A 15,962-nucleotide genomic window follows, 5' to 3' on the forward strand; every position below is an offset into this window, starting at 1 on the left:
TCGGGCTACCGGCGCAGCGGCCAGGCCACCGAGTCGTGGTCGACGTCGCTCTGCTCGGCGGATCCCACGAAGCGGGCGCAGGCGTCCGTCAGCGTCTCCAGGAGCGTCAGCGGGTCCGGCAGCGGGTGCTCGGGGCCGCGCAGCCAGGCGACGTCCAGCTCACCGGGGAGCTGGGCCGGCGGCAGCAGGACGTAGCTGCCCCGGCAGTGCCAGCGCAGACCGGGGTGCTCGTCCATCGTCTCGGGGTGGCAGTCCAGCTCGCACGGCCACCACTCGTCCTCGTCCTCCGGGGTGCCGCGCGTCGCGGTGAAGAACAGCATCCGGTCGTCGCCGGAGCGGGCCACGGGCCCCACCTCGACCCCGGCGGCGAGGAGCCGCTCCAGGGCCTGCTCGCCGGCGGCCAGCGGGACGTCGAGGACGTCGTGGATCATGCCGGTGGCGGTGATGAAGTTGGCCTGCGGCTGGCTCCGGGCCCAGCGCTCGATCTGGGCGCGGTCGGTGGTGGACTGCGTCTGCCAGGCGAAGGAAAGCGGGTGCCGGGCCGGGGTGGGACAGCCGATGCGTTCGCACGAACATCGGTAGCCGACCGGGTGGGCGGCGGGCGCGATCGGCATTCCGGCCTCGGCGACAGCCAGGAGCAGCGCCTCCCGTGCGGTGTCGTCGACCTCACGCTGCTGCGGTTTGGGTCGTCGCCGCAGCCACTGGGAAATCTTGCTCTCTGAGCCGCGATTACGGCCGAAATCGGCGCCCATCTATCCCCTTGCCTTTGCGTTGCCCCTGCCCATGGTCCCACCATCCTGCGCCCCGGGTGGCCAGAGTCCGGAAGCGGGGTGGGACGGCCGATGCCGCACGGGGGGCGGTATCACACGCTTTGTCATGAAAGAGCACGTCCGGTGACGGGTTCCGGCCGGGCCGCGCGGCGTGCCACGGATCCGTGTCCGCGTGAACCACCCGTTCGGACCACAGCGCCGGGCGCCCGGACGGCGCACCATGGGCTCACGCACACACCCGTGCGACGCACCGGCCGCAGCGGCCACCAGCCGCCGCGACGATTCGTGAGGAGCCCCAGTTGCCTCGTGAAGCCACACCCCGGCACTACCTGATGTGTGCGCCTGCCCACTTCAGAGTGACGTATTCCATCAATCCGTGGATGGATCCCAGCAAACCGGTCGACCTGCCGCTGGCGCAGACCCAGTGGGAGGACCTGCGCGACCGCTACCGCGCCCTCGGCCACACCGTCGACCTGCTGGAGCCGTACCCCGATCTGCCGGACATGGTCTTCGCGGCGAACGGGGCCACGGTGATCGACGGCCGGGTGCTGGGTGCCCGCTTCGCGTACCAGGAACGGTTCGAGGAGGCGGCCGTCCACCGCGACTGGTTCCTCGGCCGCGGCTTCACCGAGGTGCACGAGCCCGATCACGTCAACGAGGGCGAGGGCGACTTCGCGGTGACCGCCTCCTACGTGCTGGCGGGCCGGGGCTTCCGGTCCTCGCCGCTCTCGCACGCGGAGGCGCAGGAGTTCTTCGGGCGCCCGGTGATCGGGCTGGACCTGGTCGACCCGCGCTACTACCACCTGGACACGGCTCTGAGCGTGCTCGACGACGCGGCCGACGAGGTCATGTACTACCCGCCGGCCTTCTCGCCGGGCAGCCGGGCGGTGCTGGCGCGGCTCTTCCCGGACGCGCTGATCGCCCAGGAGCCGGACGCCGCCGCGCTCGGGCTGAACGCGGTGAGCGACGGGCTGCACGTGCTGCTGCCCCAGGCGGCGACGGGCCTGTTCGACCCGTTGCGGGCGCGCGGCTTCGAGCCGGTGCCGATGGACCTGAGCGAGCTGCTGAAGGGCGGCGGCAGCGTGAAGTGCTGCACGCAGGAGCTGCGGGCCTAGGCGGCGTCCTCCGGGGGCGGCCAGGCGTCGCCCCAGTCGGTGTCCCGGGCGGCGCGGTACAGGGCGCCGTGCCGCTTGGTGACCGTGTCCCGCCGCAGGCCCTCATCGCGGGTGCAGAGGTCGAGGAGCACCTGCCCCTTGCGGATCTGGGGCCTGCGGACGACCCGGGCGGCCACCGGCTCGGGCGTGAACCGGGTGGCGACGACGTAGCTGAACTTCTCGTCCTCGTACGCCAGTGAGCCGCCCTTCACCTGCCGGTGCAGCGACGAGCGGCTGACCCGGGCCGAGAAGTGGCACCAGTCGGTGCCCGGCTCGATGGGGCAGGCGCCGCTGTGCGGGCAGGGCGCGGCGACGGTGAGCCCGGCGGTGACGAGCCGGTCGCGGGCCTCGATGATCCGGGCGTAGCCGCCGGGGGTGCCGGCCTCGACGACCACGACGGCCTGTCCGGCCGCGGCGGCGGCGTCGATGAGCGCGGTGCGGGCCGGGACGGTCAGCTCGTTGAGCACGTAGGAGATCGTGACCAGGTCCGCGGGTGCGAGGCCGAGGTCGGTGCCGATGCGGGCCCGCTGCCAGTCCGCCGTGCGCAGGGCGGGCAGTCCGGAGGCGGCGGCCAGTTCGCGGCCGAGGGCGAGCGCGGGTTCGGCCCAGTCCAGGACGGTGGTGTGGTGGCCCTCCCACTCCCCCGCGACGGCCCAGCTCGCCGCCCCGGTGCCGCCGCCGATGTCGGTGTGCGTGACGGGCGCCCAGTCGGGGGCGGCCTCGCGCAGCGCGTCGAGGGCGGACCGTACGGCCTCGAAGGTGGCGGGCATCCGGTACGCGGCGTACGCGACCACGTCCGAGCGGTCGCGGAGCACCGGGGCGTCGGTGGGGATCGTGCCCCGGTAGTGGGCGATGAGCCGGTCGACGGCCTGGCCCGCCTGCTTGGGCGGCAGCCCGTCCAGGAGTCCGGCCAGGGCCGCGCGCAGGGCGTCCGCGGTGGGGAGGGTGGCGTTCACCGAGGAATTGTAGGCGGGCCCGGGCCGCCGTCAGATCGCGGAGGGGCGCTGCCAGGGGCGGCAGAGGCCGAGGAAGCAGGCGAGGGCGCCCACCGCGCAGGTCAGCTGGACGACGGCCATCGGGACCGCCGTCTCCTCGCCGGCGATCCCGACCAGCGGGGAGGCGATGGCGCCGATGAGGAACTGCGAGGTGCCGAGCAGCGCGGAGGCCGATCCGGCGGCGTGCTTGGTGCGCATCAGCGCCTGGGCGTTGGTGTTGGGCATCGCCAGGCCCATCGCCGACATCAGCACGAAGAGCCCGGCGGCCACCGGCACGAGACCGACGTCGCCGAAGACCCCGGAGGTCATCAGGAGCAGCGCGGTCGCGGCGCCCACGATGACGACGAGTCCGAAGGTGAGGGCCTTGTCCAGGCTGACCCGGCCGACGAGCAGCTTGCCGTTGATCTGGCCGACGGCGATCAGCCCGACGGAGTTGATGCCGAACAGCAGGCTGAAGGTCTGCGGGGATGCCCCGTAGATCTCCTGGATGACGAACGGCGAGGCGCTGACGTACGCGAAGAGCGCGGCGAAGGCGAGGCTGCCCGCGATCATGTAGCCGGTGAAGACCCGGTCGGCGAGCAGGCCGCGCATCGTGCGCAGCGCGTCGCCGATGCCGCCGCTGTGGCGCTCGGCGGGCGGCAGGGTCTCGCCGAGCCACTTCCAGACGACGAGGGTGAGCAGCAGGCCGACGACGGTCAGGACGCCGAAGATGCCGCGCCAGTCGGTGAGGCGCAGGACCTGTCCGCCGATGACCGGTGCGATGACGGGGGCGACGCCGGAGATCAGCATCAGCGTCGAGAAGAACCGGGCCATCGCGACGCCGTCGTACATGTCGCGCACCACGGCGCGGGAGATGACGATGCCGGCCGCGCCCGCGAGGCCCTGGAGCAGGCGGAAGGCGATGAGGAGCCCGGCGGACGGGGCGAAGATGCAGAGCGCGGTGGCCAGGACGTAGACGGCCATGCCGAGGAGCAGCGGGCGGCGCCTGCCCCAGCGGTCGCTCATCGGTCCGACGACGACCTGGCCGAGCGCCATGCCGGTGAGGCAGGCGGTCAGGGTGAGCTGGACCGTGGCGGCGGGGGCGTGCAGCGAGTCGGTGACGGCCGGAAGGGCCGGGAGGTACATGTCCATCGACAGCGGCGGGAGCGCCGTGAGGCCGCCGAGGACGAGGGTGACGAGGAGGCCGGTGCGCCGGGTGGCGGCGGTGGCTCTGCCGGGGAGGGAAATCCCTTGCGGGGTTTCGGTGGTGGGTATGTGCTGGGTTCGGCTGACGCCGCTCTCCGGCATTCTCATCTCCATAGTTGTTGAATCCGGCTCTATGCTCTCAGCTCGGCGGGGATGGTCGACACCTTTTTGGAGCGTGCATGAGCAGGACTGTCCGTTGGGGCGTGCTGGCGACCGGCGGGATCGCGGCGACGTTCACCGCCGATCTGCAGGCGATGCCCGGTGCGGAGGTGGTGGCCGTGGCGTCCCGCTCGGACGCCTCGGCGCGGGCGTTCGCGGAGCGGTTCGGGATACCGAGGGCGTACGGCGACTGGGCCGGCCTGGTCGCGGACGACGAGGTCGACGTGGTGTACGTGGCCACGCCGCACTCCGCGCACCGGGAGGCCGCCGCGCTCGCGCTGGCGGCCGGGAAGCACGTGCTGTGCGAGAAGGCGTTCACGCTGAACGAGCGTGAGGCGCGGGAGCTGGTGACGCTCGCCCGGGACCGCGGGGTCTTCCTGATGGAAGCGATGTGGACGTACTGCAACCCGGTGATCCGCCGCCTCACGGAGCTGGTGCGGGACGGGGCGATCGGTGAGATCCGCACCGTGCAGGCCGACTTCGGCTTCGCCGGGGACCTGGGGCCCGGCCACCGGCTGCGCGATCCGCGGCTGGGCGGGGGTGCGCTGCTGGACCTGGGCGTGTACCCGGTGTCGTTCGCGCAGTTGCTGCTGGGCGAGCCGGACCGGGTGCGGGCGGACGCGCTGCTGTCGCCGGAGGGCGTGGACCTGAACACCGGGATGCTGCTGGGCTGGGACTCGGGCGCCACGGCGCTGCTGTCCTGCTCGATCGTCGGGCACCACCCGACGGCCGCGACGGTGATCGGGACCGGCGGGCGGATCGACATCCCGCACAGCTTCTTCCACCCGCAGGGCTTCGTGCTGCACCGGGCGGGCGCCGAGCCGGAGGAGATCACCTCGGGCCCGGGTCCGCAGGGCCTGTCCGGGATGCAGTACGAGGCGGCCGAGGTGATGCGCGCGGTCCTGGCGGGCGAGACGGAGTCCCCGCTGGTGCCGCTGGAGGGTTCGCTCGCGGTGATGCGGACGCTCGACGCGGTACGTGACCGCATCGGCGTCCGCTACCCGGTGGACGCGGTTTAGGGTCCGCGAGCCCGGCATGATCCAAACGAAAGGCCCTAGGCCGGCTTCAGGCCCGGGTCGCCGGCCTCGGTGACGTAGGAGCCGGCGGTGGTGACGGGCGCGCCCGGCGTCGTGACGGCGGAGACCGTACGGAAGTCGGCGCGCGCCCGGCGCTCCTGGAGGGTGACGACAGCGTAGCCGCGGCGGCCGTTGTAGAACTTCAGGTGCGGGTTGGCCTGCGTGAGGTTGTTGTAGTTGGACGGCTTCTCGGAGCCGTTCTTGCCGCTGGTGATGGACGTGGCGACGATCTCGGTGCCGACGGTGCGCGACGCCGGGTCGTCGAAGTCCCGCTTGATGTCGAAGCCGTAGCTGACGTGCACATCGCCGGTGAGGACCATGAGGTTGTCCACACCGGCGCGCTCGGCGCCCTTCAGGATGCGGTCGCGGGAGGCCGGGTAGCCGTCCCAGGAGTCCATGGACAGCTTGAACGCGTCGGTGGGCACGTCGCGCCGCTGGGCGAAGGTGACCTGCTGGGGCACGACGTTCCAGGTGGCGTGCGAGTGGCGCCAGCCGTCGATGAGCCAGCGCTCCTGGGTGGCGCCGGTCAGCGTGCGCCTCGGGTCCTCGGACTCGGGCCCGGGGGTCTGCCAGCCGTCGCCGTACGCCTGGTCACTGCGGTACTGGCGGGTGTCGAGCACGTCGAACTGGGCGAGCCGGCCGAAGTTGAGGCGGCGGTAGAGCCTCATGTCGGGGCCGGTCGGCCGCTGGGGCGCGCGCAGCGGCTGGTTCTCCCAGTACGCGCGGTACGCGGCGGCCCGGCGGATCAGGAACTCCTCGGGCGGCACGCTGTTCTCGGGGGTGTCGCCCGCGTAGTTGTTCTCGGTCTCGTGGTCGTCCCAGGTGACGACGAAGGGGTGCGCGGCGTGGGCGGCGCGCAGGTCCGGGTCGGACTTGTAGAGGGCGTACCGCAGCCGGTAGTCCTCCAGCGTCGTCGTCTCCCGGTTGAACAGGGCGGGCAGGGTGCGGTCGGTGTAGTTGCGGGCGCCGCCGGTCGCGGTGACGGCGTACTCGTAGAGGTAGTCGCCGAGGTGGAAGACGACGTCCACTTCCTCCTGGGCGAGGTGCTTGTACGCGGTGAAGTAGCCGTCGTGGTACGCCTGGCAGGAGACGGCGGCCAGGGACAGTTCCCGCTTGCGGGCGCCGGGCGCGGGTGCGGTACGGGTACGGCCGACGGGGCTGGTCCACTGGCCGGTGCGGAAGCGGTAGTAGAGGACGCGGTCCGGGGCGAGGCCCTGCACCTCGACGTGCACGCTGTGGTGGAACTCCGGGTGGGCGTACGTGGTGCCGCGCCGGACGACCCGGTGGAAGCGCTCGTCGTGGGCCAGCTCCCAGCGGACCTCGACGCGGGCGTCGGGCAGGCCGCTGTCGGGTTCGAACGGGCGGGGCGCGAGCCGCGTCCACAGCAGCACGGACCCGGGCAGCGGGTCGCCGGACGCGACCCCGAGCGTGAACGGGTCCTCGCCGATCTGCCGGCCCTGCACCTCGCGCGCACTGGCGGTCCCGGCCGCGGGCAGCCCGACCGAGAAGGCGAGCGCGGCGGCGGCGCCGGTGACCGTGAGGAAGCGGCGTCGGTCGGTGTGCCGGGCGGCTTCGCGCAGCTCCTGCTGTGGCGATGAGTGCGTCATCTGTCCCTCCCCTGACTGGTGGTGTGGGGGAAGTCCAGCGGCCCGGCGCATCCGGAGGCTGTCGTGTTCGCGTCGCGCGGGCGTCGCCCGGATGAGAAGTGCGCCAGGATGGTGCCCCCGGGGGCAAACTCCGCGTTCGCGGCAAAACCATGATCATCGACGGGGGCCGCGGGGGCGCTGGAATCGCCGGTCGGGCGCGGGGAATCACCCCCACGGGGCGGGGGCGCGGGCTGCGCCGCCGGTGCGCGTACGCTGCGGCCGCATGAACAGCAATCTGTTGAACGAGTCGGGCTCCCCGGCGAGGACGGCCGTCGTCACGGGTGCCGGCTCCGGGATCGGCCGTGCGGTGGCGCTCGCGCTGGCCGGGGCGGGCTGGTCGGTGGCGCTCGCGGGCCGGCGCCCCGGTCCGCTCGCCGAGACCGCCGCGCTGGCCGGCCCCGAGGCCCGGCTGATCACCGTCCCGGCCGACGTGACGCGCCCGCAGGACGTGGACGCGCTGTTCTCCTCCGTACGGGAGTGCTTCGGGCGCCTGGACCTGCTCTTCAACAACGCGGGGACCTTCGGTCCGGGCGGGCCCGTCGAGGAGCTGGCGTACGAGGACTGGCGCGGGGTCGTCGACGTGAACCTCACGGGGGCGTTCCTGTGCGCGCAGGCGGCGTACCGGCAGATGAAGGAGCAGGGCCCGCAGGGCGGACGGATCATCAACAACGGCTCCATCTCCGCGCACACGCCGCGCCCGCACTCGGTCGCGTACACCGCGACGAAGCACGCGATCACCGGCCTGACGAAGTCCCTGTCGCTGGACGGGCGTCCGTACCGCATCGCCTGCGGCCAGATCGACATCGGCAACGCGGCGACGGACATGACGGAGCGGATGCAGAAGGGGACCCTCCAGGCCAACGGCGAACTGGCCGTGGAGCCGGTGATGGCGGCCGACGACGTGGCCCGGACGGTGCTGCACATGGCGGAGCTGCCGCTGGAGGCGAACGTCCAGTTCGCGACGGTGATGGCCACGGCGATGCCGTACGTGGGACGGGGCTGACGTGCCCGGCGGGGCCGGGAATTCCCTCGGGGGCACGGTGGTTGAGCACCACATGAGTGAGATGCCCGCAACGGACGTCCTGCGTTACACCGCCTTCTCCGCCGGTCCCGAGGGCGGCAACCCCGCCGGGATCGTGCTCGACGCCTCCGGGTTCGACGACGCGGCCATGCTCGCCGTGGCGGCGGAGCTGGGGTACAGCGAGTCGGCGTTCCTGACCGGGCGGACCGAGGCGGCGGAGCCCGGGGCGCGCGGCTACACGATCCGCTACTTCAGCCCGAAGGCGGAGGTGTCGTTCTGCGGCCACGCCACCGTCGCCACGGCCCTGGCGCTCGCCGAGCGGGACGGTCCGGGCGAGCTGGAGTTCGCCACCCCGGCCGGTCCGGTGCCGGTCACCGTGGTCCGCGAGGACGGCGAGCTGCGGGCGACGCTGACCAGCGTGGAGCCGAGCGTCGAGGACGTCGCACCGGCGGACCTGGCGGAGGCGCTGGCGGCCCTGGACTGGCCGGCCGCCGACCTCGATCCGGCCCTGGCGCCCAGGATCGCGTACGCCGGTGCCCGCCACCTCGTGCTGGCGGCGGGCACCCGGGAGCGACTGGCCGCGCTGGACTACGACTTCGCGCGCCTCGAAGCGCTGATGCACCGGCTGGACCTGACCACCGTGCAGCTCGTGTGGCGGGCCTCCGGCACGGTGTTCCACGTCCGCGACCCGTTCCCGGTCGGCGGCGTGGTCGAGGACCCGGCGACGGGCGCGGCGGCGGCCGCCTTCGGGGCGTACCTGCGCGCCCTGGCCCTCGTGCCGGAGGCCGCCGTGCTGACACTGCACCAGGGCGAGGACATGGGCCGCCCCGGCACGCTCACCGTGACACTGCGGGCGGGCGACGCGCGGGTGCGGGTGAGCGGGACGGGCACCCGGCTGCCGGAACCGGCCTGAGCCCGGGGCCGGCGCGGGTCAGGACGGGCCGAACGCACAGGTGAAGACGGTGCCGCCGTCCTGCACCGCCCGCACCAGCACCCCGCCGGCCGGGACGGTAGTCGCCTCGATCCAGCAGGGGCTGTCCAGCTCCACGTACCGGAGGAAGTCGGACCGCAGCGACACCGGCAGGAAGCCGGGCACGGTCGCGGTGGCGGCCTGCCGTGCCGCCTCCAGCAGCAGGATGCCCGGCACGTGGTCGTTGGGGCGGCCGAACAGCGTCGGGTGCCCGGTGTCGAGCCGCAGCGGCCACCGTCCGGGGCGCGCGGCGGGCGCGAGGACGACGTCCCGCTCGGAGGCCCGGCCGGCCGTGCGCGGTGCGAGGGCCGGCGGGAGGGCTCCGGGGGCGGCGCCGGCCCGGTGGCCGCGCAGCCGCTGGTAGGCGGCGGCCGAGGTGCAGCTGATCCGTGAGCCGCAGGTGGCGAGGGTCCCGCCGTTGCGGCGCAGGACGAAGTCGACGCGCATCGAGCCGAGGCTGCTGCCGCGGCGGCGGATGTCGGAGCAGGACACCTCCACCTCGACGTCCCAGGGCTCGTCCCCGAGCAGGAGGTGCTCGGCGGCGGTGGTGTAGTTCAGCTCCCACATCACGAACGCGTCCCCGAGCGGCACCCCGAGCTCGGCGTGACAGACCAGCATGGCCGCCTGCCGCATCGTTTCGGCGATCAGCAGCGGGTCCTGGTGGCGGCCGCCGACGGGGGCGAAGAAGCGGTGGGCGCGCGGCCAGTGGGCGGGCACGTGGAACCGGGTGTCGCTCAGCCGGGTCACCCCGGTGGGGAACACGTCCTGCGGGTCCGCGCGGTGGACCAGCCGCCGGAAGTGTTCCCCGGTGACATGCGAGGAAAGCTGGATCATGGGGACTCCGATGCGAAGGGGCCGGGTGGCCCCCGCCCCGGTAGTGATCAGGTCAGTCTGCCCCGGCCCCGCCCGCAGTTTCCAGCCACCCCCTCGGGTCCGCCCCTAGGCTGACTCGGGCAACCGACCGTCATCGTCGCGACAGGAGTGACCTATGTCCGTTCACCGTGTGGTCCCGAACATCCCGGTCGGCGGGGGCGACGCCGGATCGGGCGCGTCCGCGCTGCGTGACAACGCCGCGTTCTACGGCATGCTCGGCTTCGAAGAGGTCATGAACCATGGCTGGATCATGACCCTCGCCTCGCCCACCCAGCCGGGCGCTCAGGTCAGCTTCATGACGCGGGACGAGACCGGCCCGGTCGACCCGGACCTGAGCGTCGAGGTGGCGGACGTGGACGCGGTGCACGCCGCGCTGGTGCGCGAGGGCGCGGAGATCGTGTACGGCCCGCACGACGAGGAGTGGGGCGTGCGCCGCTTCTTCGTCCGCGACCCGAACGGCAAGGTGGTCAACGTACTGACGCACCGCTGAGCCGACGCCGTACGACTCCGCCCGCCCTCCCCCGTTCGGGTAACCCTCACCCGGGTACACGCCGCTGGTGACGGGTCCGGCCGGGGGTCGGGCCCATGATGGCCGGTGGCCGCCGTGCCGTCTGCGGGCCGGGTCCGATCGGGAGGGTGTATGGCGTCGCTGGACGAACAACCGGATACGGCAGCGATCGGGGACCGGGAGCAGCGGGCCGGGACCGAGCGGCGGACCGGCGGGGGCGCGAGAGTGCTGAGACTGCTGTCGACGACCGACCACAAGGTCATCGGCAACATGTATCTGGTGACCTCGTTCGCGTTCTTCCTGTTCGCCGGTCTGCTGGCCATGCTCATGCGCGCCGAACTGGCCCGTCCCGGCATGCAGATCGTCTCCAACGAGCAGTACAACCAGCTGTTCACCGTGCACGGCACGATCATGATGCTGCTGTTCGCCACCCCGACGTTCACCGGATTCGCCAACGCGATCATGCCCCTCCAGATCGGGGCGCCGGACGTGGCCTTCCCCCGGCTGAACGCGTACACGTACTGGGTGTACCTCTTCGGCGGGCTGATGGTCGTCTCGGGCTTCCTGACCGCCAATGGGGCCGCCGCCTTCGGCTGGTTCGCCTACGCGCCGCTGAACGGTCCGGTGTTCTCGCCGGGGGCGGGCGGAGACCTGTGGGTGATGGGGCTCGTGGTCGCCGGGCTGAGCACGATCCTCGGCTCGGTCAACTTCATCACCACGATCATCTGCCTGCGGGCCCCGGGGATGACGCTCTTCCGGATGCCGATCTTCACGTGGAACGTGCTGTTCACGTCGATCCTGGCACTGCTCGCGTTCCCGGTGCTGACGGCCGCGCTGCTCGCCCTGGAGGCGGACCGGAAGTTCGGCGCGCACGTCTTCGACGCGGCCAACGGCGGTGCGCTGCTGTGGCAGCACCTGTTCTGGTTCTTCGGCCATCCCGAGGTGTACATCGTGGCGCTGCCGTTCTTCGGGGTGGTCACGGAGATCCTGCCGGTCTTCAGCCGCAAACCGGCCTTCGGATACGTGGGTCTGGTCGGGGCCACCATCGCCATCACCGGGCTCTCGGCGACCGTCTGGGCGCACCACATGTTCGCGACGGGCGGGGTGCTGCTGCCGTTCTTCTCGCTGATGTCGTTCCTGATCGCGGTGCCGACGGGCGTGAAGTTCTTCAACTGGATCGGCACGATGTGGCACGGCTCGCTGTCGTTCGAGACGCCGATGCTGTGGTCCCTGGGCTTCCTGGTCACGTTCCTGCTCGGCGGGCTGACCGGGGTGCTCATCGCGTCGCCGCCGATGGACTTCCATCTGACGGACTCGTACTTCATCGTGGCGCACCTGCACTACGTGCTGTTCGGGACGATCGTCTTCGCGACCTTCGCCGGGTTCTACTTCTGGTGGCCCAAGTTCACCGGCCGGATGCTCGACGAACGGCTGGGGAAGATCCACTTCTGGGCGCTCTTCGTGGGCTTCCAGCTCACCTTCCTCGTCCACCACTGGCTGGGCGAGCAGGGTATGCCCCGCCGGTACGCGGACTACCTGGCCACCGACGGGTTCACCACGCTCAACACCCTGTCCACCATCGGGGCGTTCCTGCTGGGCCTGTCGACACTGCCGTTCCTGTACAACGTCTGGAAGACCTGGCGGTACGGCGAGCGTGTCACCTGTGACGACCCGTGGGGCTGGGGCCGTTCACTGGAGTGGGCGACCGGCTGCCCGCCGCCCCGGCACAACTTCCACGCGCTGCCCCGCATCCGCTCCGAGTCGCCCGCCTTCGACCTGCACCATCCGGAGGCGGTCACCCCACGCCCCCATCCCCACCCCGCTCTCGGCGGCGACGGAAAGGCGGACCGATGAAGGGCGAGGCGTGGCTGTTCAGCGGGGTGGCCCTGTTCTTCGCGGTGACCTGTGGGGTGTACGCGGCCTTCGCGCCCGACCCGGCGGGCATCGCGGCGCTCGCCGTGTCCGGGCTGATGGCGGCGCTGATCTCCGCCTTCCTGTGGCGGCAGGCCCACCGGACGGCTCCGCGCCCCGAGGACCGCAAGGACGCGCGCGTCCACGAGGTGAGCGGCCGGCGGGGCTACTTCCCGGCGCGCAGCTACTACCCGGCCATCAGCGCGGCCGGTACGGCGCTGCTGGGCCTGGGCACGGTCCAGGGGCTGTGGCTGTTCCTCATCGGGGTCGGTGTGCTGATCCCGGGTGTCTACGGCTTCGTCTTCCAGAACCCCGACCCGGCGCGCTGATCCCCCGGCCGCCGCGGCCCGGCCAGCAGCTCCTCGGCCTCCCGCTCCTGTTCCGCCGTCAGCCCGGGGCGCACCTGATCGCGGTAGTACCAGTGGCTGAGCCGTGACCGCAGCCGCCGGGCGAGCCGGACGCGGGCGGGGGCGCGCCTGGGTGCGGGCAGGGCGAGCGGGCGGGGCAGCTCCCGGGCCAGCAGGACGTACCGCTTCTCCTCGGGCAGCGGCGCGTGCTCCGGGTGGTAGCCGCCCTCCAGGGACTGCCGTACGCCGCCGGTCTCCTCGCCGTCCTCCAGCAGCTCCCGGTCCCGCGCCTGGAGGGCCAGGCAGAGCCGGTCGGTCACCACGAACGCCGCCGGGGGCAGGACGAACAGGGCGATGCGGAACGCCCAGGTCAACCCGTGCACGGGTACGTCGAAGACGTAGGCGATGACGTCCTGTGCCCCGGCGAGCAGGAGCACCGCGTAGGCCGTCAGGGCGGCGACGCCGAGCCCCGTGCGGACCGGCCGGTCGCGGGGGCGGTCGCAGAGGTGGCGTTCGCCGGAGCCCCCGGTGATCCAGCGCTCGAAGAAGGGGTACGCGTACAGCACGAGGAACAGCGCGCCGGGCAGCAGCACCCCGGGGACCAGCGGGTTCCACATCAGGGTGTGGCCCCACAGCCGGGTCTCGACCCCGGGCATCAGCCGCAGGGCGCCCTCCAGGAAGCCGACGTACCAGTCGGGCTGGGAGCCGGTGGAGACCTGGTCGGTGCGGTAGGGGCCGTAGTCCCAGATGGGGTTGATCTGCGCCACGGCCCCCAGGAGGGCGAGCACGCCGAACACGATGAAGAAGAGGCCGGCCGACTTGGCCGCGTACTGCGGGAAGAGCGGCTTGCCGACCACGTTGCGGCCGGTGCGCCCCGGGCCCGCCCACTGGGTGTGCTTCAGATGCACGACGAGCAGCAGGTGCAGGCTGATCAGGGCGAGGAGCAGTCCGGGGACCAGCAGGATGTGGACGGGGTAGAGCCGCGAGACGATGTCCTCGCCCGGATACTCACCGCCGAAGACGAAAAAGCTCACATAGGTGCCGACGACCGGGATCGACAGCATGATGCCCTGCGCGGTGCGCAGCCCCGTACCGGACAGCAGGTCGTCGGGGAGCGAGTAGCCGGCGAAGCCCTCCAGGAGGGCGAGGAGGAACATCGTCACCCCCACCGTCCAGTTGACCTCGCGCGGCCTGCGGAACGCGCCGGTGAAGAAGACGCGCAGCATGTGCACACCGATCGAGGCGACGAAGAGGAGCGCCGCCCAGTGGTGGATCTGCCGGATCAGCAGGCCGCCGCGTACGTCGAAGCTGATGCGGAGGGTGCTGGCGTACGCCTCCGATGTGCGGAGGCCCCGCAGTGGGGTGTACGAGCCGAGGTAGACCGACTCGGTCATCGACGGCTGGAAGAACAGCGTCAGGTAGACCCCGGTGAGCAGGAGCACGATGAAGCTGTAGAGCGCCAGTTCGCCGAGGAGGAAGGACCAGTGGTCCGGGAAGGCCTTCCGCAGCATCGCGCGAGCGGCCCCGGCGAGCGGGAGCCGGGCGTCCACGGCGTCCGCCGCCCTGCCGCTCGCGCGCCGGGCCCGGTCCTTGATGTGCCTCTCGCTCTTCGGCAGCACGAGTCGCCTCTCCGTCGGCCGGTTGTTCCGCTTGTTGCGCGCTCGACGAAAGGGGTACCCCCGGATTCCCGGCTCTCACGGCGTACGGGCCGGGTTCGGCGGAAAGGTGCCGCGCTCTTGCGCCGCTCGGCCGACGCGGAGGCGTACCTCACGCGCGACTCCCGGCGTTTCGGATCGTTGGACCGGGTGCCCCGGCCGCGACCCCGGCGGGCAGGCCCGGGCGACGACGGCCAGGACCCTCTGACCGCACCGCGACGAAAGGCGTCCCCATGCCCCAGCCACCGCAGCCGTCCGGGCGGATACTGCTGCCGACGGAGGAGTACGTCCGTTCGGTGCCCAAGTCGACCGGCTTCGCCTGTGTGTTCTTCACCGACGAGGACGACCGCCCGGTGCAGTTGCGGGCCACGTACTCGCGGACCCATCCGTGGCAGTTCCCCGGCGGGACGATGGACCACGGCGAGCGGCCCTGGGAGACGGCGCGGCGGGAGTGCCGGGAGGAGACGGGCATCGAGGTGCCGGGGCCTCCGCGCCTGCTGGCCTCGGTCTTCGGTCCTCCCGGCGCCGACTGGCCGTACACCACTTCGGGGTGCGTGTTCGACGGCGGCCGGCTCACGGACGAGCGGATCCGGTCCATCGTCCTGGACCCGGACGAGCACGACGCGGTCCGGACCCTGCCCCTGGAGGAGTGGCGTCCCCTGATGCCCTCGCAGGACTTCGCCCGCCTGGAGGCGGTGCTGACTGCGCGCCTGACGGGGACGGCAGCCTACTTCGACGCGTGGGGGTGGGGGGACGGCTGAGCGGCGGGGCGCCTCATCGAGCCTGACGTCGGGGGAGGGCCGAGCCGGGCCCGGTGTTCCGAGGAGCCGCACGGCAGGCCACGGCGGCCCGGCGGGGTCGCTCCCCCACCGGGCCGCAGGCCTGCGCGCGTGGTCAGGCCGCGCACACTCCGAGGTCCTCCCAGACGCCCCACTCGCCGGTGGTGCCGGGCTTGTCGCCCTTCACCCACCACTTGGCGCGCCAGGTGTGCCCGTCGTACGAGACGGTGTCGCCGCCGGTGTAGACGGCTTCGGTGCTCCACAGCGGCACGGCGCAGTCGCCCGGGTCGCCGCCGTCGCCGTCCCCGCCGCCGGGGTTGCCGCCGTCGTCGCCGCCGCCGCTCTCACCGGTGGAGCCGATGTTGACGTCGATGCAGGCGTAGAAGGCGTTGGCGGTGTCGGCGACGTTCCAGACGGCGAGCACCTTCTGCCGCCCGGTGAAGCTGCCGAAGTCGACCTCCTGGCTCACGTCGGCGGGCGGCTGGGCGTGGTTGCCGGCGAACTCGGCGATCTCCTGGTCGCCGATGAAGTACTGCCAGTTGTCCGTGGCGTGACGGGCGGTGTGGTGCCAGGTGAAGGTGTACGTCTTGCCGACCGGGGTGACCTGCCAGCCCTTGTTGTCGTCGTCCAGCTCGGCGTACGCCGCGTTGCCGCCGCTGCAGCTCTTCAGGCCCTTCGGCCCCTCGACGCTCTGCGGCTCGTACTTGATCTGGCCGCAGTCGACGACACCCGCGGCGCACTGGGCCTGCCGGCTCGTGGGGGCGGTCACCCAGCCGTGGGCGCTCGCGGTGCCGGCCTGCACGCCGAGGGCGAGCACGGGGGCGACCAGCGCTCCGATGGAAACGGCCATCCGTCGCTTGGTGTTCATGCCACATCACTTCCTTTGCTCGTACGGAGGCCGGGCGCTCGCCTG

15 protein-coding genes are annotated in these 15,962 nt (G+C 72.4%); 8 read left to right on the forward strand and 7 right to left on the reverse strand.

From position 1 onward, the window contains the following. Window positions 1-5 precede the first annotated feature (5 nt). Window positions 6-752, reverse strand: a complete 747-nt coding sequence (locus tag OG242_RS08045; RefSeq protein ID WP_405897483.1) for a bifunctional DNA primase/polymerase — start codon at window positions 750-752, stop codon at window positions 6-8. A gap of 299 nt (window positions 753-1,051) precedes the next feature. Between OG242_RS08045 and ddaH the strand changes: the two genes are divergently transcribed. Beyond that, entirely contained in the window at window positions 1,052-1,885 is an 834-nt protein-coding gene (ddaH, locus tag OG242_RS08050) for a dimethylargininase (RefSeq protein WP_405901547.1), read from the forward strand. Here ddaH and OG242_RS08055 read toward each other — a convergent pair. Both OG242_RS08055 and OG242_RS08060 read right to left on the reverse strand, forming a co-directional pair. Further along, window positions 1,882-2,880 carry a small ribosomal subunit Rsm22 family protein gene (locus OG242_RS08055; RefSeq protein ID WP_405897484.1) on the reverse strand — a complete coding sequence of 333 codons (999 nt, stop codon included), beginning with the start codon at window positions 2,878-2,880 and terminating at the stop codon, window positions 1,882-1,884. The genes ddaH and OG242_RS08055 overlap by 4 nt on opposite strands. 30 nt (window positions 2,881-2,910) lie before the next feature. Beyond that, window positions 2,911-4,206, reverse strand: coding sequence for a multidrug effflux MFS transporter (locus OG242_RS08060; RefSeq protein WP_405897485.1), 1,296 nt, complete (start codon window positions 4,204-4,206; stop codon window positions 2,911-2,913). 77 nt (window positions 4,207-4,283) lie between these two features. Here OG242_RS08060 and OG242_RS08065 point away from each other — a divergent pair, with 77 nt between their 5' ends. Further along, window positions 4,284-5,282 carry a Gfo/Idh/MocA family protein gene (locus OG242_RS08065; RefSeq protein ID WP_405897486.1) on the forward strand — a complete coding sequence of 333 codons (999 nt, stop codon included), beginning with the start codon at window positions 4,284-4,286 and terminating at the stop codon, window positions 5,280-5,282. A 35-nt stretch (window positions 5,283-5,317) separates the two neighbouring features. Here OG242_RS08065 and OG242_RS08070 read toward each other — a convergent pair whose 3' ends face one another. Further along, window positions 5,318-6,946 carry an alkaline phosphatase D family protein gene (locus tag OG242_RS08070; RefSeq protein ID WP_405897487.1) on the reverse strand — a complete coding sequence of 543 codons (1,629 nt, stop codon included), beginning with the start codon at window positions 6,944-6,946 and terminating at the stop codon, window positions 5,318-5,320. A 262-nt stretch (window positions 6,947-7,208) separates the two neighbouring features. Between OG242_RS08070 and OG242_RS08075 the strand changes: the two genes are divergently transcribed. Together OG242_RS08075 and OG242_RS08080 are read left to right on the forward strand one after the other, a co-directional pair. Further along, on the forward strand, window positions 7,209-7,988 hold the full coding sequence (locus OG242_RS08075; RefSeq protein WP_405897488.1) for an SDR family oxidoreductase: 780 nt from the start codon (window positions 7,209-7,211) through the stop codon (window positions 7,986-7,988). A 52-nt stretch (window positions 7,989-8,040) separates the two neighbouring features. Further along, window positions 8,041-8,919, forward strand: a complete 879-nt coding sequence (locus OG242_RS08080; RefSeq protein WP_405897489.1) for a PhzF family phenazine biosynthesis protein — start codon at window positions 8,041-8,043, stop codon at window positions 8,917-8,919. A gap of 18 nt (window positions 8,920-8,937) precedes the next feature. Here the strand turns inward: OG242_RS08080 and OG242_RS08085 are convergent, their stop codons facing one another. Next, window positions 8,938-9,810 (reverse strand): ScbA/BarX family gamma-butyrolactone biosynthesis protein, encoded by an 873-nt coding sequence (locus OG242_RS08085; protein WP_405897490.1) that lies wholly within the window; start codon window positions 9,808-9,810, stop codon window positions 8,938-8,940. A gap of 154 nt (window positions 9,811-9,964) precedes the next feature. Between OG242_RS08085 and OG242_RS08090 the strand changes: the two genes are divergently transcribed. From OG242_RS08090 to OG242_RS08100, 3 genes are all read left to right on the forward strand, one after another. Continuing rightward, window positions 9,965-10,339 (forward strand): VOC family protein, encoded by a 375-nt coding sequence (locus tag OG242_RS08090; RefSeq protein WP_405897491.1) that lies wholly within the window; start codon window positions 9,965-9,967, stop codon window positions 10,337-10,339. A gap of 150 nt (window positions 10,340-10,489) precedes the next feature. Continuing rightward, entirely contained in the window at window positions 10,490-12,211 is a 1,722-nt protein-coding gene (ctaD, locus tag OG242_RS08095; protein ID WP_405897492.1) for a cytochrome c oxidase subunit I, read from the forward strand. After that, the gene (locus OG242_RS08100) at window positions 12,208-12,597 is read left to right on the forward strand and encodes a cytochrome c oxidase subunit 4 (protein WP_405897493.1); all 390 of its coding nucleotides are present in this window, start codon (window positions 12,208-12,210) and stop codon (window positions 12,595-12,597) included. Before ctaD ends, OG242_RS08100 begins: the two co-directional genes overlap by 4 nt. On the opposite strand, the gene OG242_RS08105 is transcribed toward OG242_RS08100, so the two are convergent. Then, the gene (locus OG242_RS08105) at window positions 12,558-14,231 is read right to left on the reverse strand and encodes a cytochrome bc complex cytochrome b subunit (RefSeq protein ID WP_405901548.1); all 1,674 of its coding nucleotides are present in this window, start codon (window positions 14,229-14,231) and stop codon (window positions 12,558-12,560) included. The genes OG242_RS08100 and OG242_RS08105 overlap by 40 nt on opposite strands. 272 nt (window positions 14,232-14,503) lie before the next feature. On the opposite strand from OG242_RS08105, the gene OG242_RS08110 reads away from it, so the two are divergent. Next, window positions 14,504-15,031, forward strand: coding sequence for an NUDIX domain-containing protein (locus OG242_RS08110; RefSeq protein WP_405897494.1), 528 nt, complete (start codon window positions 14,504-14,506; stop codon window positions 15,029-15,031). Window positions 15,032-15,164: 133 nt separating this feature from the next. Here the strand turns inward: OG242_RS08110 and OG242_RS08115 are convergent, their stop codons facing one another. Then, complete coding sequence (locus tag OG242_RS08115; protein ID WP_405897495.1) at window positions 15,165-15,917, reverse strand: lytic polysaccharide monooxygenase; 753 nt, start codon at window positions 15,915-15,917, stop codon at window positions 15,165-15,167. Window positions 15,918-15,962: the final 45 nt, after the last annotated feature.

This window comes from Streptomyces sp. NBC_00727, assembly GCF_045161745.1.
In the GTDB taxonomy this organism is placed as follows: domain Bacteria; phylum Actinomycetota; class Actinomycetes; order Streptomycetales; family Streptomycetaceae; genus Streptomyces.

Bases quoted from the DNA above. Each gene is read 5' to 3' on its own strand.
- OG242_RS08045 (WP_405897483.1), bottom strand. From the start codon at position 752: ATGGGCGCCGATTTCGGCCGTAATCGCGGCTCAGAGAGCAAGATTTCC.
- OG242_RS08060 (WP_405897485.1), bottom strand. From the start codon at position 4,206: ATGCCGGAGAGCGGCGTCAGCCGAACCCAGCACATACCCACCACCGAA.
- OG242_RS08065 (WP_405897486.1), top strand. From the start codon at position 4,284: ATGAGCAGGACTGTCCGTTGGGGCGTGCTGGCGACCGGCGGGATCGCG.
- OG242_RS08070 (WP_405897487.1), bottom strand. From the start codon at position 6,946: ATGACGCACTCATCGCCACAGCAGGAGCTGCGCGAAGCCGCCCGGCAC.
- OG242_RS08075 (WP_405897488.1), top strand. From the start codon at position 7,209: ATGAACAGCAATCTGTTGAACGAGTCGGGCTCCCCGGCGAGGACGGCC.
- OG242_RS08080 (WP_405897489.1), top strand. From the start codon at position 8,041: ATGAGTGAGATGCCCGCAACGGACGTCCTGCGTTACACCGCCTTCTCC.
- OG242_RS08085 (WP_405897490.1), bottom strand. From the start codon at position 9,810: ATGATCCAGCTTTCCTCGCATGTCACCGGGGAACACTTCCGGCGGCTG.
- OG242_RS08090 (WP_405897491.1), top strand. From the start codon at position 9,965: ATGTCCGTTCACCGTGTGGTCCCGAACATCCCGGTCGGCGGGGGCGAC.
- ctaD (WP_405897492.1), top strand. From the start codon at position 10,490: ATGGCGTCGCTGGACGAACAACCGGATACGGCAGCGATCGGGGACCGG.
- OG242_RS08100 (WP_405897493.1), top strand. From the start codon at position 12,208: ATGAAGGGCGAGGCGTGGCTGTTCAGCGGGGTGGCCCTGTTCTTCGCG.
- OG242_RS08110 (WP_405897494.1), top strand. From the start codon at position 14,504: ATGCCCCAGCCACCGCAGCCGTCCGGGCGGATACTGCTGCCGACGGAG.
- OG242_RS08115 (WP_405897495.1), bottom strand. From the start codon at position 15,917: ATGAACACCAAGCGACGGATGGCCGTTTCCATCGGAGCGCTGGTCGCC.